General features: G+C 69.3%; 16 protein-coding genes. 12 read left to right on the forward strand and 4 right to left on the reverse strand.

What is annotated here, in order from left to right; translation table 11 throughout:
- Nucleotides 1-224: 224 nt before the first annotated feature.
- Nucleotides 225-1,823 carry an alpha/beta fold hydrolase gene (locus ACLQ2Q_RS02970; RefSeq protein WP_425817775.1) on the reverse strand — a complete coding sequence of 533 codons (1,599 nt, stop codon included), beginning with the start codon at nt 1,821-1,823 and terminating at the stop codon, nt 225-227.
- Nucleotides 1,824-2,167: 344 nt separating this feature from the next.
- Here ACLQ2Q_RS02970 and ACLQ2Q_RS02975 point away from each other — a divergent pair, with 344 nt between their 5' ends.
- Together ACLQ2Q_RS02975 and ACLQ2Q_RS02980 are read left to right on the forward strand one after the other, a co-directional pair.
- Nucleotides 2,168-2,641, forward strand: coding sequence for a hypothetical protein (locus ACLQ2Q_RS02975; RefSeq protein WP_425817777.1), 474 nt, complete (start codon nt 2,168-2,170; stop codon nt 2,639-2,641).
- A gap of 254 nt (nt 2,642-2,895) precedes the next feature.
- Entirely contained in the window at nt 2,896-3,984 is a 1,089-nt protein-coding gene (locus ACLQ2Q_RS02980; RefSeq protein ID WP_425817779.1) for an Ig-like domain-containing protein, read from the forward strand.
- A gap of 172 nt (nt 3,985-4,156) precedes the next feature.
- On the opposite strand, the gene ACLQ2Q_RS02985 is transcribed toward ACLQ2Q_RS02980, so the two are convergent.
- Nucleotides 4,157-4,414 (reverse strand): hypothetical protein, encoded by a 258-nt coding sequence (locus ACLQ2Q_RS02985; RefSeq protein ID WP_425817781.1) that lies wholly within the window; start codon nt 4,412-4,414, stop codon nt 4,157-4,159.
- 230 nt (nt 4,415-4,644) lie between these two features.
- Here ACLQ2Q_RS02985 and ACLQ2Q_RS02990 point away from each other — a divergent pair, with 230 nt between their 5' ends.
- Nucleotides 4,645-5,088: a thermonuclease family protein gene (locus ACLQ2Q_RS02990; protein WP_425817783.1), complete on the forward strand. Its 444-nt coding sequence runs from the start codon at nt 4,645-4,647 to the stop codon at nt 5,086-5,088.
- A gap of 1 nt (nt 5,089) precedes the next feature.
- Here ACLQ2Q_RS02990 and ACLQ2Q_RS02995 read toward each other — a convergent pair whose 3' ends face one another.
- Complete coding sequence (locus ACLQ2Q_RS02995) at nt 5,090-5,728, reverse strand: hypothetical protein (protein WP_425817785.1); 639 nt, start codon at nt 5,726-5,728, stop codon at nt 5,090-5,092.
- A 509-nt stretch (nt 5,729-6,237) separates the two neighbouring features.
- Between ACLQ2Q_RS02995 and ACLQ2Q_RS03000 the strand changes: the two genes are divergently transcribed.
- Genes ACLQ2Q_RS03000 through ACLQ2Q_RS03040 form a run of 9 tightly spaced genes read left to right on the forward strand, consistent with a single transcriptional unit; the run spans nt 6,238 to nt 17,079 of the window.
- On the forward strand, nt 6,238-7,113 hold the full coding sequence (locus ACLQ2Q_RS03000) for a sulfurtransferase (protein ID WP_425817787.1): 876 nt from the start codon (nt 6,238-6,240) through the stop codon (nt 7,111-7,113).
- Nucleotides 7,110-8,249, forward strand: coding sequence for an LLM class flavin-dependent oxidoreductase (locus tag ACLQ2Q_RS03005; protein ID WP_425817789.1), 1,140 nt, complete (start codon nt 7,110-7,112; stop codon nt 8,247-8,249). The genes ACLQ2Q_RS03000 and ACLQ2Q_RS03005 overlap by 4 nt, the downstream gene beginning before the upstream one ends.
- A complete protein-coding gene (locus ACLQ2Q_RS03010) occupies nt 8,246-9,475 on the forward strand; it encodes an acyl-CoA dehydrogenase family protein (RefSeq protein WP_425817791.1) in 1,230 nt (409 codons plus the stop codon). Before ACLQ2Q_RS03005 ends, ACLQ2Q_RS03010 begins: the two co-directional genes overlap by 4 nt.
- A complete protein-coding gene (locus ACLQ2Q_RS03015) occupies nt 9,472-11,139 on the forward strand; it encodes an ABC transporter substrate-binding protein (RefSeq protein ID WP_425817793.1) in 1,668 nt (555 codons plus the stop codon). The genes ACLQ2Q_RS03010 and ACLQ2Q_RS03015 overlap by 4 nt, the downstream gene beginning before the upstream one ends.
- Nucleotides 11,140-11,143: 4 nt before the next feature.
- Complete coding sequence (locus tag ACLQ2Q_RS03020; RefSeq protein ID WP_425817795.1) at nt 11,144-12,130, forward strand: ABC transporter permease; 987 nt, start codon at nt 11,144-11,146, stop codon at nt 12,128-12,130.
- Nucleotides 12,127-13,041: an ABC transporter permease gene (locus ACLQ2Q_RS03025; protein WP_425817797.1), complete on the forward strand. Its 915-nt coding sequence runs from the start codon at nt 12,127-12,129 to the stop codon at nt 13,039-13,041. The genes ACLQ2Q_RS03020 and ACLQ2Q_RS03025 overlap by 4 nt, the downstream gene beginning before the upstream one ends.
- Nucleotides 13,038-14,744: a dipeptide ABC transporter ATP-binding protein gene (locus ACLQ2Q_RS03030; protein WP_425817799.1), complete on the forward strand. Its 1,707-nt coding sequence runs from the start codon at nt 13,038-13,040 to the stop codon at nt 14,742-14,744. The genes ACLQ2Q_RS03025 and ACLQ2Q_RS03030 overlap by 4 nt, the downstream gene beginning before the upstream one ends.
- Nucleotides 14,741-15,739, forward strand: coding sequence for a ketopantoate reductase family protein (locus tag ACLQ2Q_RS03035; protein ID WP_425817801.1), 999 nt, complete (start codon nt 14,741-14,743; stop codon nt 15,737-15,739). The genes ACLQ2Q_RS03030 and ACLQ2Q_RS03035 overlap by 4 nt, the downstream gene beginning before the upstream one ends.
- On the forward strand, nt 15,736-17,079 hold the full coding sequence (locus tag ACLQ2Q_RS03040) for an FAD-binding oxidoreductase (RefSeq protein ID WP_425817803.1): 1,344 nt from the start codon (nt 15,736-15,738) through the stop codon (nt 17,077-17,079). Before ACLQ2Q_RS03035 ends, ACLQ2Q_RS03040 begins: the two co-directional genes overlap by 4 nt.
- 100 nt (nt 17,080-17,179) lie before the next feature.
- Here ACLQ2Q_RS03040 and ACLQ2Q_RS03045 read toward each other — a convergent pair whose 3' ends face one another.
- The gene (locus ACLQ2Q_RS03045) at nt 17,180-17,536 is read right to left on the reverse strand and encodes a carboxymuconolactone decarboxylase family protein (RefSeq protein ID WP_425817805.1); all 357 of its coding nucleotides are present in this window, start codon (nt 17,534-17,536) and stop codon (nt 17,180-17,182) included.
- Nucleotides 17,537-17,558 lie beyond the last annotated feature (22 nt).

Consider the following 17,558-nt stretch of genomic DNA (forward strand, 5'->3'; position numbering starts at 1 on the left):
ATGTGTGTGCATCCTGACAGCACCTGCGTCCCAGAACAACGGCTCGACCCGATCCACTCGTCGCCGTCAAGGCCGGCGCGACCGCTGGCGTGGACCACCCCGAAACGAGGTGGCTCAAGATCGCCCGCGCCAGTATGACAACAAGCGATCACTCGGCAAGTGCGGACACATCCCCAGGGTAGGTGCGTCCACTTCGCGCACTCGTCAGGGTGATTCCCCACACATCACTCCGTTGTGAAGACCAGCTCGATCTCCGCCGCGCACGACCCGTCGACGGGAGCCGAGGGATCGTCGAGGAACGCGAACATGACGTCTTTCGCACATTGCGATTTGTCAAGCACATCGTGCCCGGTGAAGGGGAACTCCACGACCTGCGCATTCGACAGGTGCGGCGTCACCGCTTCGACCCACGCGGGTGCGGTTGCCGCGTCGAACTCGCCCTCCATGAGAAGCACATCGACATCGCTAACGGCGGGATCGCTGAGGTCTGGCCGGTCGGGCACGTCCCAGACAGGGCATTGCTGGAACAGGCGTCCTTGCTTGGGCTGTACGGCGAATACCTCTTCGGGGAACTCAGGGAGCACATCCCTCGACCGCGCAAGGTATGCCGATTCGGTCGTGATGTTCGCACTCTCGCCGCAGAAAATGGTCAATGCCAGACCCCAGCCACCCAGGCCGAGGAAGAAGTCGGGTGTCTGAAGCGCCAGCACCGCTTCGACCGTGGACGCCGTATCGCCATTCGCCATGTCATCGATCATCTTGGGCACCCCCGACGCATCGCCTCGCTCGCTTGCCATGATGATGGCGTACAGGAACGGAAAGGCGTCGATGTTGACGATGATCGGCCGCCCCGCGGAATCCGTCGTCTCCACCACCTCGGGCGTCGCGGCCAGCCGGTCCACCGTTGCGAAGAAGTCGGCCTCGAGGTTGGGATACGTCGTAGCGCACGACAGCTGGGCTGCGCATGCCTCGAATATCGCGCGGAACGAGCTCGCGGGGGCGGACCACCAGTCTTCGGCGATGTTCACGTTCGGGGGCGACACGGAATCGAGCACAACGCTGCGGATGCCTTCGGGGTGATCGCGCAAGTACGACAACGCGAGCCGCGATCCGTAGGAGACGCCGTAGACGTTCCATTCGTCGATGCCTAGCGCAACACGCAGGTCGGCGAAATCGGCTGCATTCTCGGCGGTGTTGTATGCCGCCGGGTCGAAGCCCTCGTCCCGTACGCGGCGTATGCACACCTCGTTAGCCGCGACCTGGGCCTGAGTCGCATCTGCCGAAAGGAATGGGATGCTGATCGCATCATTGTCGGCCTGTTCAGCTTCGGGGCACTTGAGTAGCGGATCGGCAAGGTGGGTTCCGCGCTGATCGACGAAGATCACCTCGCGGTCGGCGTTGAGTCCCGCGGCCATCTTGCCTGTGATCTCGAACGAACCCGCACCGCCCGGCCCTCCGGCGAGCATCACGAGCGGGTCGGGCTTGGGGTCGTCTGAGGTGGCGGACGCACGCGCCACGAAGATTCGGATCTGCTTTCCCTCGGGGTCGCCCCTGTTCTCGGGCACCGTGAGATAGCCGCACCGCACCTCGGGCGCAAAGTCGAGACCCTGGACACCCTCTATGTTGGGCGACGGACAGTCGACGTACTCGAAGCTCGACGCCGTTGTCGGCTGGGGGGTCGGCACGGTGTCGTCCGAATCGTCGTTGGGCGCCGTGCACGCGCCGAGCAGCAGAACAAGAAGTAGAACGGATGCCGCGAGCCCGCGGATGGGGCGGCGGATCGAGCGATCCGAGTCCGAATGCGTCGTGTGGACCGTGCTCATGGGTGCGTGCCGTCGCGCTATGGCGATGCCTGGATCAGCGCTCGAAACCCGACGCGCCGCCCGGGGCGCCGACTCACGCCTCACCCCCTTGGTGCGGACGATACTCCTCTACGGCACGCCCCGTCGATAGCGTCACATGCACGCCCATCCCATCCGCAGGACCTTCTCCATCGCCCTGATAAGCCACGCTCCATAAGCAGCCTTCCTCTGCCGCCCACACACGATCCCTCTGCAATTCGCCACCCGAGTCCATGAGTTCTTGACGCCTCGAGACAGGGCTCGGAGTACTATCCCGAACGGGAGCGTGCGCTCCCCATCAGCACTCGACCCTAAGTGGAGGCACCATGCGAAAAGTAATTGCCGTCACTCTGTCCGCCCTCGGAATCATCGTGTGGTCAGCGACGCCGGCCACAGCGGCGACCGAGGACTTTGTGGCGGGATCTGGCGCAGTGATCTTCGCCGGTGGCTCGCCGGGCCATGTCCGGGTGGTCGGCTACGGAACAACGACAGATGCCCACGGTCGATACAAGATCCACATCCCGGATCACCCCCTGTATCAGGATGTCGCTGGAACAATCGACTGCGTCAACGTGGTCGGCAATGAAGCGGTTGTATCGGGGCCTGTGACAAGCGCTGCATCAAGTGATGGTTACGATTACGTCATCATGGGCATTCGGGACAACGTGGTCGACGAAGGGAGCATGGATTTCGTGAATCCGCACTTGGTGCGGATGTCTGAACAGATCAACTGCGCAAACACGACTGCTTTCGCTTCCTCGCCGGTCGAACGAGGCTACTTCACTGTGCGGGATCGCTGAGAAAATCGCAGCGAAGGCCCGACCGCACTGACACAGCCGACCCCACCGAATACCGACTGTTGACACTCCCACCCGATACATCGATCCCCGAGCTCGTCCGGCCCGGGAGATCCGCTGGCGCAGCGAGCACGGCTACTGCGACCTGAGTTTCCACGAGGTGCTCCGGGAACTTGAGAGCGGGGGCGGTTGCGCCCGGTGCCGGTCGGCTGGGCGTGGGCCTTGACCAGCGCCTCACCCATCGATATGAACGAGCTATGACGCCGATGACGCACACCCGCCGCTTGTTCTCACGTGCGGTGATCGCGGTGGTGATGGTGGTCACCCTCGTCGGCTCTGCCTCGTCCGCGTATGCCGCCGAGCCACCCACGATCGTCATTCCGACGACGGGCGGCACGATCAGCGAGCAGTGGTCGCTGCCGTCCGCTGCCATATCCTCGGGCGCCACCTCGCTGACGATCTTCGGCCTCTCCGCTGCCGGAGCGACGGCCGAATGCGCGCTCATCAACAACACGGCCACGTTGGTCAGCGCTACCTTCACCGCCGAAGAGTGGGAGGCGCCCGCAGGGGCCCAGATGGTCATCCCGGCTGGCGCGCTCTCCCCCGGCGCGGAACAGCTGATCTGCACCTCAGCGGGCGCCGAAGGGGATTGGCGCATGCGATGGTTCCTCGGCACCAACCCGGGCTCCACGAATATCTTCGCCCGGGAGGATCCGTACCTCGTCGTGGAAGCCAGGACCTTCGATTCCGGCCCACCGCATGTGATCTCCCCCGGGGCGACGGTTCTGCTGGAAGGACCGTGGGAATACGCCGATCCGGAGTTCGACGGATACGCTTCGGCGACTCTCACCTCGAGCGACCGGCGGTTCGCTCCGATCAATCTCCCGGCGTCCACCAGTTCGGACGGGCTGGTGGTGCAGATCCCTTCTGATCTCCCCGCGGGCTTCACCGACGCCGCTGCGACTCTCGCGGGCGAATCGGGCTACAGCAGACAGGCGCCCGAAACGTGGGCCTACCGGACGGCGTGGAGCGGGCCGGTCACCTTCGAAGCGGCCGCGCCATCGAGCACCTTCCTCGCACTCGAGCGCCGGGTCGGGACCTCACGGGAGCGGCTGACCGCATCCGCCCTCGTGAAGAGTTCCGCAGGTGTTGTGGCCGGGGGGACGATCGACTTCTTCGTCGATGAGAAGCTGGTCGGGAGCGTGGCGGTCGACGCGAAGGGGCGGGCGTCCCTTGAGTTGCCGAAGCTCGCGCGCGGCAAGCACGTGGTGGTCGCGACCTTCCGAGGCACGGGCGCGGTGAAGTCCTCATCCAGCGCGGCATCCTCCCTGCGCATCCTGATCTGAGGCAGGATCCGTCGTCCGCGGCGCCGCCCGCCGGAGGATTCATGGTCCACGGAGGACCGATTCAGTCGCGGGCTCGACTCTCGTTACAGTGCCGGGATCGACATCGCGCCGCTGGTCTTCGGGGTTGTTGCGTTGCCCCCTGGCTGAGCCCTCGCACAGGAGCGGCTCGCGGTCAGCGCGGCGCGTTCGGCGGCCCTTCCCGCCCGGATGCTTGACGAAGGTGAGCCATGTGCAGGCGGTACGTCGCGAGCTTCAGAGAGTTCGCCCATCCGAGGAGCTCGGCACCCAGCTCGGCGCGGTACCGGATCTCGCCGTTGAGGCGCCGGATCTGCACTCTGCCGTACACCCGTCCCTGCGGGTCGATCATGCGCCACGTTCCTGTCGGCCCTTCATGCGCCGCAAGGACGGGGTGCCACTCGCGGTCCGTCATGCGCTTAGCTTCGAACAAATATTCGATAAGCGCAAGAGCTCCGTCACGGTTCAGCGCGAGCGTCGTCGCGCTGGGGACGGTTCGGCGGTCGGGATGCAGCACGCCTTATGCTCAGCACCATGCGTGAAGTTCGGGTGGCGCTCGTGAGTGTCGCTGTCGCTGGTCTCGTGGTGGGCTGTGCACCTGAGCCAACGTCAGGCTCCGCTCCCACCCTGATTTCGACAGCCACAGTGGACTGGGTCGTCGACGGTGACACGATCGAGACCAGCGACGGCACGGTGCGCATCATCGGGATCGACGCGCCGGAGCGCGGCGTGTGCGGGTACGCGGAAGCCGCGGCGCTCGTCTCATCCCTGCTGAACAAGGGGGATCTCGCGATCCTGGAGCTGCCCGAGGGGCAGAACGACGAGGACCGGTACGGCAGGATGCTGCGCCACGTCGACACGGCGCAGGGTGTGGATGTCGGGTTGTCGTTGCTGACGGCGGGTCTCGCCGTCGCGCGTTACGACTCGACCGATGGTTACCCCGCGCACCTCCGGGAGACGGATTACCATGCCGCGCAGGTTGCGACGGTCGCGGCCGATGGAGCCGTGACGACGGTTGCCTGCAAGACGGCTGCGGATGCGGCAGAGCAGGCAAGGATCGCGGCCGAGCAGCAGATCAATCACCGATGAGTCAGAAGGAGGAGAGGTTCTCCCCCAATCCGCCGGTGGCGAACTCCGAGCGGAGGATGCCGCGGCGTCGCAGTACCGGGACGAGTTCGTCGAGCATCCGGTGGAGCGTCACCGGGTGAAGGTCGCCTGAGAAGAGGAGCCCGTCGTTGTCGGCGTCCTCGCCCAACTCCTCGACGAGGTCCGCGATCTCCTCTGCCGTGCCGACCGTGCCGCCGGTCCCATTCCCGATTCGGCCGAGGCGGGCCTTGCCGGCGAGCACGTCGCGCAAGGGGGCCTCGGCGAAGCTGTCGAAGTCGCCGCGAAGCCCCTTGATGGTGCCCTGCGAGACGTGCTCGCCGAAGACCGCGGGGTCGAGCGGCTTGTCCAGGTCGAGGGTTGTCAGATCGGTCTCCAGGTCGCTGGACCACGCTTCGGCGACGTCACGCAGCGCGGCCTCGTCTGGGTCCAGGGAGGCACGCACGATCCGGTCCGCCTCGTCTGCACTTGCCGCGACGATGGGTGTGAAGACGAACAGCGTCTTGATGTCGTCTGCATCTCTTGCGTGCTCGCACCCCGCCGGCGCACCCGCCCGGCTCGGTGTCGCCGTGTCTATGGTCGCAGTCGACGGTCGCGCAGAGACCGCGCGCAGCTGCGAAGACATCCGGGGAGATCGGGGCCCGGAATGACACGCGGCGAAATGAACCGAGCGCCGAAGCGTCCCTTCGAGCGCAGTCCGCTCCGCCGACCACGATGCGCCGGAGTCGACAAACACCAGGTGAGGCCGAAATCCGGCAACCGCCACGCGGCGTCTCGATCTCGCCCCGGCTATCACCAGGACGCCGTGTGACACGCGGCGTCATATGCCGCGCGATCTGGGCGAGCTCGCCCGCCGTTGTCCATAGTCTGGCCAGAGCACCTCGACAGACAGGACTCGGATGCGACCCGCACCCTTCACCACGACCCTTCGGGGCGTCGGCGTGGCGCGTGGCGTGGACGTGACCGACTCGCTGAGCCTCTGTTCGCTGAATCCCGGTGCCGCGAGGCGTCGTCGAATGCGCTCGGCCGTCAGCGCCTCGCTGCGCTGACACTCGCTCCGGCAGCATCCGATTCCTTCCGCGCCCGGCACCCTCGTGCCCGGTGCTCGACATCCGCCGACTCCGAAAGACAATCGTGTCCCAGATCCTCATCACCGCAGACGAACTCGCCGACCTGCTCTCCGCCGATTCACCAGTCCGCGTTCTGGACGTGCGCTGGCGCCTGGACCGCCCCGATGGGCGGCCCGAGTTCCTCGACGGCCACATCCCGGGGGCCGTCTACGTCGACCTCGATTCCGAGCTCGCCGAACACGGCGCACCGGCCGACGGACGGCATCCGCTCCCTTCCAACGCCCTGCTGCAGACGGCGGCTCGCCGCTGGGGGGTGAACGACGGCGACGTCGTCGTCGTGTACGACGACCTCAAGTCCCTGTCGGCGGCCCGCGCGTGGTGGCTGCTGACGGACGCCGGCATCGCCGACGTGCGGATCCTCGACGGGTCGCTTCGCGCGTGGACGAACGCCGGCCACGCTCTCGAGCAGGGCGATGCCGTCCCCGCCCCTGGCAGTGTGACGCTCTCGAGAGGGCACCTGCCTCAGGTGGACATCGACCAGGCGGCCGCCCTGGCCGGACGGGGGGCGCTGATCGATGTGCGGGCTGCCGAGCGCTACCGCGGGGACTTCGAGCCGATCGACCCTCGGGCCGGCCACGTGCCGGGGGCCCTCAACCGCTTCACCGCGCAGAACGTCGACGCCGACGGGCGATTCCTCGATCCGGAGACCCTGCGCCGCGAGTTCGCCGAGCTCGGAATCGAGCATGGCGAGCCGGTCGGCGTCTACTGCGGGTCGGGCGTCACGGCATCCCACGCCTTCGTGGCCCTCACCCTGGCCGGCTACAGCCCCACCCTGTACGCGGGGTCGTGGAGCCAGTGGTCGAACCACCCCGACCGCCCGGTCGCCATCGGATCCGAACCCGAAGGCGCCCTGGCGTCCATCCAGAAGGAGAAGTCATGACCGTCGAATTCATCAGCGCCGTCAACGTCCGCCCAGGAGACGAGCTCAACCCGCTTCCGGGGCGAAGCCTTGACCCGGACTACCTGCGCCACTACTCGCGCGCGCTCGAAGATGCGGGCTTCGACTACACCCTCGTTCCCTACGGCAGCTCGGGCGCCGATTCGTTCGTCGTGGCCACAGCCGTCGCGGCGGCCACAGAATCGATCAAGCCCATCGTCGCCGTGCGGCCCAACACCGTCTTCCCCACCGTAGCGGCGCAGCAGCTCGCCACCCTCGACCAGTTCTCGAACGGCCGTGCCGTCGTGCACATCATCTCCGGGGGCAGCGACGCCGAACAGGCGCGCCAGGGGGACTTCCTGAACAAGGATGAGCGCTACGACCGCTCGGCGGAGTGGATCCAGATCGTCCGGCGCTCGTGGAACGAGCGAGCGCCGTTCAGCCACGAGGGAACCTACTATCGCTTCGAGGACTTCGGGCCCGGATTCCAGCCGCACGGCGAGATCCCGATCTCGGTCGGCGGATCCTCGGACGCGGCGTACCGGGTGGGCGGCGCCCTCGGTGACATCTTCGGGTTGTGGGGCGAGCCCCTCGCCGACACCCGCGACCAGATCGCCCGCGTGAACGAGAGCGCGGCCGCCGCCGGGCGCACCGACACACCTCGAATCTGGGTGACGTTCCGGCCCATCGTCGCCGCGACCGACGAGCTCGCCTGGGAGAAGGCGCACGCCCAGATCGCGACGCTCGCCGAGAACTACGCCAACGCCGGTCTCGTGCCCTTCCGCGGGCAGACCGGCACCCCACAGAACGTCGGCTCCCAGCGACTGCTGGATGCCGCGGCGCGCGGCGAGCTGCACGACCGTGCCCTGTGGACCAAGCCCGCCGCTGTGACCAACGCGCAGGGTGCCTCGACGGCGCTCGTCGGCAGCTACGAGACGGTGGCCGCCGCGATCCTCGACTACGTCGACCTCGGCGCCGAGCTGATCTCGATCCGCGGCTACGACAACCTCAACGACGCGATCGACTACGGCCGGTACATCCTGCCGCTCGTCCGCCAGGAGCTGGCCCACCGGGAGGCCACCGGCGTCCGCGGCGAGATCGTGGCGCAGCCTCCTATCACCGAGGGCGTCCGAGCGTGAGCGCGGTCGCCGCCGCGGACCTCCGGGAGGTGCGCCTGGATGCGGGCTCGCTCGCGGCCGTGACGGCGGCCCTCGCGGCGCACGCCCCGACGCACGACGCCGACGCCTCCTTTCCCTGGCCCGGGATCCTTGCCGTGCACGAAGCCGGGTTGCTGACGGCATCCGTGGTGGAGCGGGACGGCGGGCGCGGCCTCTCGGCGCACGAGACCGTCGAGGTCTTCCTCGCTCTCGGGCAGGGCGACCCCTCGGTCGCCCTGATCACGGCGATGACCGTCGCCCAGCACGCCCTGCAGGCAACGACCGGGGCGCTGCCCGTGGAGCTCTACGCGCAGATCCTTCGTGAATCGGCCGAGCGGCCGACGCTTCTGAACGCCGTGCGCGCGGAGCCGGAGCTCGGCGCTCCCGCGCGCGGGGGGCTGCCGGCCACCACGGCGCGGCGCACTTCGGACGGCTGGTCGGTGTCTGGCCACAAGGGCTTCGCCACCGGTTCGGAGGGCCTGGCCTACCACCTCGTCTGGGTCGTCACGGATGAGATCGACCAGCGCGTAGGCCACGTCCTCGTTCCGGGCGACGCGCCCGGCATCCGCATCGAGCGCACGTGGGACCACCTCGGCATGCGCGCCAGTTCGACCCACGACGTGATCTACGACGACGTGCGCGTGCCGTTCGAGAACTTCAGCGGCGCTCCGGTCGGCACGGTGCCGAACAACGGCAGCATCCCGGGTTCCATCGCCCTCGCGGTGCCGTCGCTGTACGTCGGCATCGCGCAGGCGGCGCTCGCGGCGTTCGCCCGGTTCGCCAACGAGCGCGTACCCACGTCGCTCGGGCGGCCGATCGCAACGCTCGAGCGCATCCAGTCGGTCGCCGGCGAGGCGCAGGCGCAGCTCACCCAGGCCCGGCTGGTGCTCGACGCCGTCGCGGCGCAGACCGATGAAGGACGACCGGATCCCGCTTCGCCGGGTCTCGTCAAGCTCCTGACCTCCCGCGGCGCGATCGCCGCGGTGCAGGGGCTCGTCGCCGCGATCGGCAACCCCGGTCTGACCCGCAGCCTCCCGTTCGAGCGGCACCTGCGCGACGTGCTGTGCGCCCGCCCGCACCCCCCGCAGGACGACGCCGCCCTCGTCGCGGCCGGCCGGAGCGTCCTCGAACACACCCCGGTCGCTTCGCTCCCTCGCTCAACGACCGATGCCAGTCGAACCCACCAAGAAAGAGGCACGACACCATGAGCACGACCCATCGATACCGAACCCCTGCGCTCGCCGCGTTGGCCGCGGCATCCGTCGTCCTGATGGCGGGCTGCGCGGGAACCACCGGAGGCGCGGCGACAACCGCCCCCGAGGGAGACCCCGTCGCCGGCGGCGAGCTGACTGTCGAGTTCTGGCCCGACAATGCCGCGTTCTCGTGCGTCGACCCATTCCAGACCTACTGGATCGAGCACCGCCAGGTGATCCGCAACGTCGCCGACTCGCTGACCGACCAGGACCCCGAGACAGGCGAGATCGTGCCGTGGCTCGCCACCGACTGGGAGGTCAGCCCCGACGGACTGACGTACACCTTCAACCTGCGCGATGACGTGACCTTCAGCGACGGAACGGCGTTCACGGCCGATTCGGTCGTGCTCGCCCTGGAGAGCGCCAAGGCGACCCTCGCTGCCGTTCCCGGCGCCTATGGAGGGGTGTACGTCTCCGGATACGCGTCGAGCACGGCCGTGGATGAGGACACCGTCGAGGTGCAGTTCTCGACGCCGAACGCCGCGTTCCTGCAGGGCACGTCGACGACGAACCTCGCGATCCTCGCAGCGTCGTCGTATGAGGGCACCCCCGAGGAGCGGTGCCTCGGCAACGTCGTCGGCTCCGGCCCGTTCGTGCTCGATCAGTACACGCCCGCTGAGGGCATCGACCTCTCCAAGCGCACCGGGTACGAATGGGCGAGCGAGCTGAATGCCCACCAGGGCGATGCCTACCTCGACGCCGTGCACATCAACTACGTCGCAGAGGACAGCGTGCGGGTAGGCGACCTCGCCAGCGGCGCCAGCGACATCGCGTGGCCGCGCAACCCGTTCACCCCCGAGGACCGGGCGCTCCTGGAAAGCAGCGGCGCCACGATCGAGAGCCGGTCGCTGCCGGGTCCATCCTCGGCGTACTACCCGAACGTGAGCGAGGGTCATCCGCTCTCCGAGAAGGCGGTGCGCGACGCGCTGCAGATCTCGATCGACCGCGAGACCTATGCCCAGACCATCTACGGCGCCGACTACCCGGTGGTCGAGGGACCATTCGACACCACCACGCCGTTCTTCGAGAGCCAGGCGGATGCGCTCGCCTACGATCCCGAGAAGGCCGGGGAGATCCTCGACGAAGCCGGATGGGTGCTCGAAGACGGCGCGACGTATCGCAGTCGGGACGGCCAGACGCTCACGCTCGTGGCGCCCATCACGGCCGAGACGCCCGGCGATGTGCTGCTGCAGGACCAGCTCAAGCAGGTCGGCATCGAGCTGAAGCTCGACGTCTACCAGCCGGCCGATCGTGCTGCCATCACCGCGAACGGCGAGTACGACCTGCTCGCGACCTACTACACCAGGGCCGACCCCGGTGTGCTGGCCTGGATCCTCGACGAGCGCTACGCCGGGTCCAAGGCGTTCGCCAAGAACGCCCAGACCCCGGAGACCGCGGCAGAGGTGCAGGCGCTCTTCGACGCGGGACTGCAGGAGGCCGATCCGGCGGACCGGTCCGACATCTACGCAGAGCTGCAGCAGCTGCTCATCGCCGACGGGGTCTCCTTCCCCATCTTCGAGCGTGTGCAGCTCGCCGCCACCGCGCCGGGCGTGAACGGGTTTCGTTTCACGAGCGAGTCGTTCCTGTCGTACTACGACATCTGGAAGAGCGCGGAGTAGCGCCATGACGAGGTACGTGCTGAAGAGGATCGGACAGGCCGCGCTGGTGCTGTGGGCTGCCTACACGGTGACCTTCGCGATCCTCTACCTGCTGCCGGGCGACCCGGTCGCCCTGATGCTGTCGGCCAACAACATCGAGGTCGACTCGCTCACGCCGCAGGAGAGGGAGGTGGCCGCGGCCCGACTCGGGCTGGACCGCCCCCTCTGGGCTCAGTACCTCGGCATGCTCGGGGCGGCGCTGCGCGGCGACTTCGGGGTGTCCTTCGCCAAGGGCATCCCGGTCACCGAGCTGCTCGCGCAGCGCCTCCCCGGCACCCTCACCCTCAGCGTGATCGCCATCGTCCTCGCCCTCGTCATCGGCGTCGCCATCGCGTTCCTCGCGACGTGGCTGCCCCGGGGGCGGCTGGCAGACCTGCTGCGCCGGGTGCCCGCGGTGGGCGTCAGCGTCCCGAACTTCTGGATCGGGCTCCTGCTGATCCAGGTGTTCGCCTTCACCCTCGGCTGGTTCCCGGCGATGGGCAGCGAGGGGTGGCAGAGCCTCGTGCTGCCGGCCGTCACGATGGCCATCCCCACCGCGGCGGTGCTCGCCCAGGTGCTGACCCGCAGCTTCGACGACACGCTCGCTGAGGCCTACATCGCCACCGCCCGGGCCAAGGGCCTCAGTCGTTTCGCGGTGCAGGTGCGTCACGCCTTCCGCAACGCGGCCCTGCCCACCCTGACGATCCTGGGCCTGCTGGTCGGGGCGACCGTGACCGGCTCGATCGTCGTGGAGACGGTGTTCTCACGCAACGGCGTGGGCCGGCTCGCCCAGGAGTCGGTGCTCGCCCAGGACATCCCCGTGGTGCAGGCGATCGTCGTGCTGGCGGCGGCCGCGTTCGTCGTCGTCAATCTGATCGTCGATCTGCTCTACCCCCTGCTCGATCCCCGCATCGCCCGAACCGCGAAGGCCCGAACCCCGAATGCCCGAACCCCGAATGTGAGCCGCGCATGACCGACCTGCTCGAGAAGCCCCTCGTCGCCACCGCACCGACCGAGGAGACCGGCGCAACGCCGGCGCCGCGGGCCGCGGCATCCACCCCCGGCCGCCGTCGGCGCCCGGTCCCGGCGCTGCTCCGCCGACCCGGCGTCGTGGTCGCGCTGGCGATCGTCGCCTTCGCGCTGCTGACCGCGATCGCACCCTCACTGTTCGCCACCTACGACCCCACCGCCACGGCGCCCGCCGCGAGACTGCAGCCGCCGAGCCTGGCGCACTGGTTCGGCACCGACGACCTCGGCCGCGACCTGTATTCGCGGGTCGTGCACGGCTCGACCCTGACCATCGCGGCCACGGTGCTGGCGATCGGCATCGCGCTCGTCGCCGGACTCACGCTGGGAGTGCTCGCCGGGTTCCTCGGCGGGGGCGTCGATTCGGTGACCATGCGGATCGTCGACGTCTTCCTCGCGATCCCCGGCCTGCTGCTCGCTTTGGCGATCGTGACCGCCCTCGGCTTCGGCACGATTCCGGTGGCGATCGCCGTCGGCATCGGCATCGTCCCGGGCTTCGCCAGAACGACCCGGGCGGAGGTGCTGCGAGTGAAGACGCTGCCCTACATCGAGGCGGCCCGCTCCGGCGGGGCGTCGTGGGGGCGCATCCTCTTCACCCACGTGCTGCCGAACTCGTGGGGGCCGGTCGCCGTCCTGGCCGTCCTGGACTTCGGCGCCGCGATCCTCGCCGTCGCCGCGCTGAGCTTCCTCGGCTTCGGGGCGGCGCCGCCCGCGGCCGAGTGGGGGACGCTCATCTCCAACGGGCGCAACTTCCTGATCACCGCGCCGTGGGTGTCTCTCCTGCCGGGGCTGTTCGTCGCCGTCGTGGTGCTGAGCCTGAACCATCTGGCGAAGAGCCTGGAAGAGGTGCAGCGATGAGCCCGGATGCCGGAAACGGCGCGACCCCGATCGAACCCGGTGCGCCGATCGAACCCACCGCGCTGATCGAACCCGCCGCGCTGATCGAACCCGCCGCGCTGATCGACATCCGCGGCCTCGCCGTCGACTACCGTCGCGACGGCCACCTCACGCACGCGCTCCGAGGCATCGACCTGCGGGTGGAGCGCGGCGAGCGGGTGGCGATCGTGGGGGAGTCGGGCTCGGGCAAGAGCACCGCTGCGCTGGCGCTGCTCGGGCTGCTGCCGCACACCGGCCGTGTCGTAGCCGGCTCGGCGAAGGTGGCCGGGGTCGAGCTCGCCGGCGCGCCGGAGCGGGTGGCACGCCGCATCCGCGGCCGCGTCGTCGGACTCGTGCCGCAGGATCCGACCGTCTCGCTCAACCCGACGCAGCGCATCGGCCACCAGGTCGCCGAGGCCGTTCGCCTACGAGGCGTGCCGAAACCCGCGGTCGATGCGGCCGTCGTCGAGGCGCTCACTCAGGCGGGCATCGATGACCCGGTGGCACGAGCTCAGCAGTACCCCCACGAACTGTCCGGGGGTCTGCGTCAGCGGGTGCTCATCGCGGTCGCGCTCGCCGGCGACCCGGATGTCATCGTCGCCGACGAGCCGACCAGCGCCCTCGACGTCACGGTGCAGCGCCGCATCCTCGATCACCTCGATGCCCTCGTCCGCGAACGCGGCATCGCGCTCGTGATCATCACGCACGACCTGGGGGTCGCCGCCGACCGCGCCGACCGCGTGCTGGTGCTGCAGGACGGGCTCGTGGTCGAACAGGGCGCGGCCGTCGAGGTGCTCGCCAGGCCCGCTCACGCGTACACCAAGCGGCTCGTGGCCGCCGCTCCGGGGCTCATCTCACCGCGCCCGCCGCACCCGCAGCCGGAGGCGGCGCCCGTCCTGGTGCGATGGGAAGGCGTCGGGAAGGACTTCCCGCTGCCGCGGGGATCGGCATCCACCTCCCTCCGCGCCCTGGATGACGTCTCCCTCGAGGCCCGCGCCGGTCGCACCCTGGCGATCGTGGGGGAGTCGGGGTCAGGCAAGACCACCCTGCTGCGCATCGCGCTGGGGCTCGAGAAGCCGACGCGGGGCCGGGTGCTCTTCGACGGCACCGACGTCACCTCGCTGAGCTGGCGCGCGGCCCGACCGCTGCGTCGCCGGTTCCAGCTCGTGCAGCAGAATCCGTTCTCGTCCCTCGATCCGAGATTCTCGATCGGCCGCAGCATCGCCGAGCCGCTCGTGTCGTTCGGTCTGGGCACGCGCACCACGCGTCGCGCCCGGGTCGCCGAGCTGCTCGAGCTCGTCGCGCTTCCGGCGGATGCGGCGACCCGCCGCCCGGCGGAGCTGTCGGGTGGCCAGCGCCAGCGCGCCGCGATCGCCCGGGCCCTCGCCATCGAGCCCGAGCTGCTGTATCTGGACGAACCGGTCTCGGCGCTGGACGTGTCGGTGCAGGACCAGGTGCTGCGACTGCTGGCCCGGCTGCAGCAGGACCTCGGCGTCGGCTTCGTGCTGGTCTCCCACGACCTCGGCGTCGTGGCGCAGGTGGCGCACGAGGTGGCCGTCATGCGGCGGGGACGCCTGCTCGAGCAGGGAACGGCGGCCAGCGTGCTCGCCGCCCCCACCCACGAATACACGGGGGCGCTGCTGGATGCCGTGCCCGGTCGAACCCTCCGAGAGGCTGTCGCATGAGTCGCTACATCATCGTCGGTGCGGGAGCCCTCGGTGCGCTCCTCGCCGCGCAATGGACGATCGCGAAGGTGCCCGTCACCCTCGTCGCCCGAGGCGCGTCCTACGAGGCGATCGCAGCTCGAGGCATCCGGGTGCGGCGTCCGGAAGGCGACGAAGTGGTTTCGGTGGACGTGGTGTCCTCGATCCGCGACGCGGCTCCGCGCCTCTCCGACACGGTCGTGCTGGCCGTCAAGTCGCAGGATGCCGAGTCGGCCATCGCCGAGATCGCCTGGATCCCCCTCGCCCACCGTGTAGGAGTGGTCGCCGATCTGCCGATCCTCACGCTGCAGAACGGCCTGGCGAGCGAGGACGCGGCGCTGCGCCGCTTCGATCGCGTGATCGGAGTCTCGGTCGGTATCCCCGCGAGTCACCTCGAACCGGGCGTCGTCGTCTCGCCCGCGAAGCCGGTCGTCGGGGTCGCCTGGATCGGCGGGTATCCCACGTCGCTGCCGGGCGAGGAGGAGCGCCACCGCGGTGCGTTCGCGCAGGCGGGCTTCGCCGCGCTGATCGAGCCGGATATCGCGGCGGCCAAGCGCCGCAAGCTCATCGCCAACCTTCGCAACGTGGTCGATGTCTTCGATGCGACGATCGAGCAGCAGGAACACGCTGAGGCGGCCCTCGCGCAGGAGGCGCGTCGGGTGTTCGCCTCGGCCGGCCTTGCCGTCGCCCCACCGCCGTGGGACGCGCCGCGCATCGATGTCGCCGAGGTGCCGGGGCATGAACCGGGGCACCTATCCACCTGGCAGAGTTTCGCGCGAGGGGCCTCGAGTGAGGTCGACTTCCTGAGCGGCGAGATCGCGCTGATCGCCCGCCGGCACGGCATCCATGCACCGCTCAACGCCGCAGTGGCACGGGAACTCGGTGCGCTCGCCGCCCACCGAGGGCGCCCGGGCGAAGTGACCTTGCCGCCCGAATTCGCCTCAGGGTGGCTGCCGCGCGAACGGCTGCGAGCATGACGCCGCAGTCTCCGCCCGTCGACGTGCTGACCGACCTCGACGTGCTGCGGGCCGCCGCCACCGACCGATCCGGATGGCCGGTCACGAACCCCGCCGGGGTGCTGCGCCCTCACGACGTCTCCGAGGTGCAGCGCCTGCTCGCATGGGCGCACGACACGGGAACTCCGGTGATCGCGCGCGGCGCCGGATCAGGCCTCGCCGCGGGCGCTGTCGGCGTGACCGGAGCCCTCGTCCTCGACCTCTCCGGCCTCGACCGCATTCTCGACCTCGACGCGGACGAGCAGCTCGCCCGCGTCGAACCGGGCGTCATCACCGCAGAGCTGGATGCCGCGGCATCCGTTCACGGTCTGATGTACGCCCCCGATCCCGGCAGCGTGGGAATCTCGACCATCGGCGGCAACATCGCCACCAACGCCGGCGGCCTGCGCGGCGCCAAGTACGGCGTGACACGAGACCACGTGCTCGCGCTCGATGTGGTGCTCGCGGATGGCACCCTGATCCACGTCGGCCGGGACACCATCAAGGGCGTCACCGGATACGACCTCGTCGGCCTCTTCACGGGGTCGGAGGGCACCCTCGGCGTCATCGTCGGAGCCACCCTGCGGCTCATTCCTCGCCCGGTCCGCACCGTCACCGCGGCCGTCTACTTTCCCGACATCGCGGCCGCGGCACGCGCCGTGACGGCCATCACGCGATCGGGGGCGCGGCCCGCGGTGCTCGAGATCCTCGACGGACCGACGCTCGGCGCGATCGACGCGCTCGAGGGCACCACCTTGCGCGACCGCGGCGACGCCCTGCTCGTCATCCAGACCGACGGATTCGGCGCGGAGGAGGAGCTCGGCGTCATCACCTCCGCCATCGCGCCTCTGGTCACACACGTGGAGACGGCGACGGATCCCGCGGCATCCGAAGCCCTGCTCTTCGCACGCCGCCGCGCGCTGCCCGCGCTCGAGGCCCTGGGCCGTACCCTGATCGAGGACATCGCGGTACCACGACGGCGCTTGGCGGAGGCCGTCGAGCGGATCGAGGCGATCGCCCGGGAAGAGCGCGTGCGCGTCTTCGTCTTCGGGCACGCCGGCGACGGCAACCTGCACCCCATCATCGTGACCGAGCGGGGCCCGGTCGATGCCCCGGTGCCGCCGCAGGCGCTCGCGGCGGCCGACCGGATCTTCGCCCTCGCGCTCGAACTCGGCGGCACCATCACGGCCGAGCACGGCGTCGGCCGGCTCAAACGAGCGTGGGCCGAGCGAGAGCTGGGACGGGATGTGCACGTCCTGCAGCTGAGGCTGAAGGGGCTGTTCGACCCCCTGGGCATCCTCAATCCGGGGAGCAGCGTCTGACGCACCGCGCCGAATGCGGCGGGTCCGAGGTCGCCGAGCCTGTCGAGGCGTCGTCACCCCGACCCTTCGACAGGCTCAGGGACCGGGGTCTCGTGATCCCTCAGTGCTGGTGCGCGGGCACCAGGGCGTCTTCGGCGAACTTGAACGCGAGGCGGCCGTGCGCGAAGCCGCCGCCGGCGCGGATGGCGGTGGCGACCCACGCGGCCTCGGCCAGTTCGGCCTCGCTGGCCCCGGCGCGCGCGGCCTTCTGACTGTGCCCGTCGATGCAGTAGACGCACTGCGTGGTGATCCCGACGGCGAGGGCGATGAGCTCGCGGTACTTCAGCGGAATCTCGCGTCCCTCGGAGGCGAACACCGCGCCGTCGAACTCGGCCCACGCCTTGAGGATGTCGGGCGTTTCGGTCTTGTAGACGCGGGTGTATGCCCGGTCGGCTTCGCGATCGAAGAAGTCGCTCATGAGTGTGTCCCTTTCCGGCACA

It is taken from the genome of Microbacterium sp. DT81.1, from assembly GCF_049844955.1.
In the GTDB taxonomy this organism is placed as follows: Bacteria; Actinomycetota; Actinomycetes; order Actinomycetales; family Microbacteriaceae; genus Microbacterium.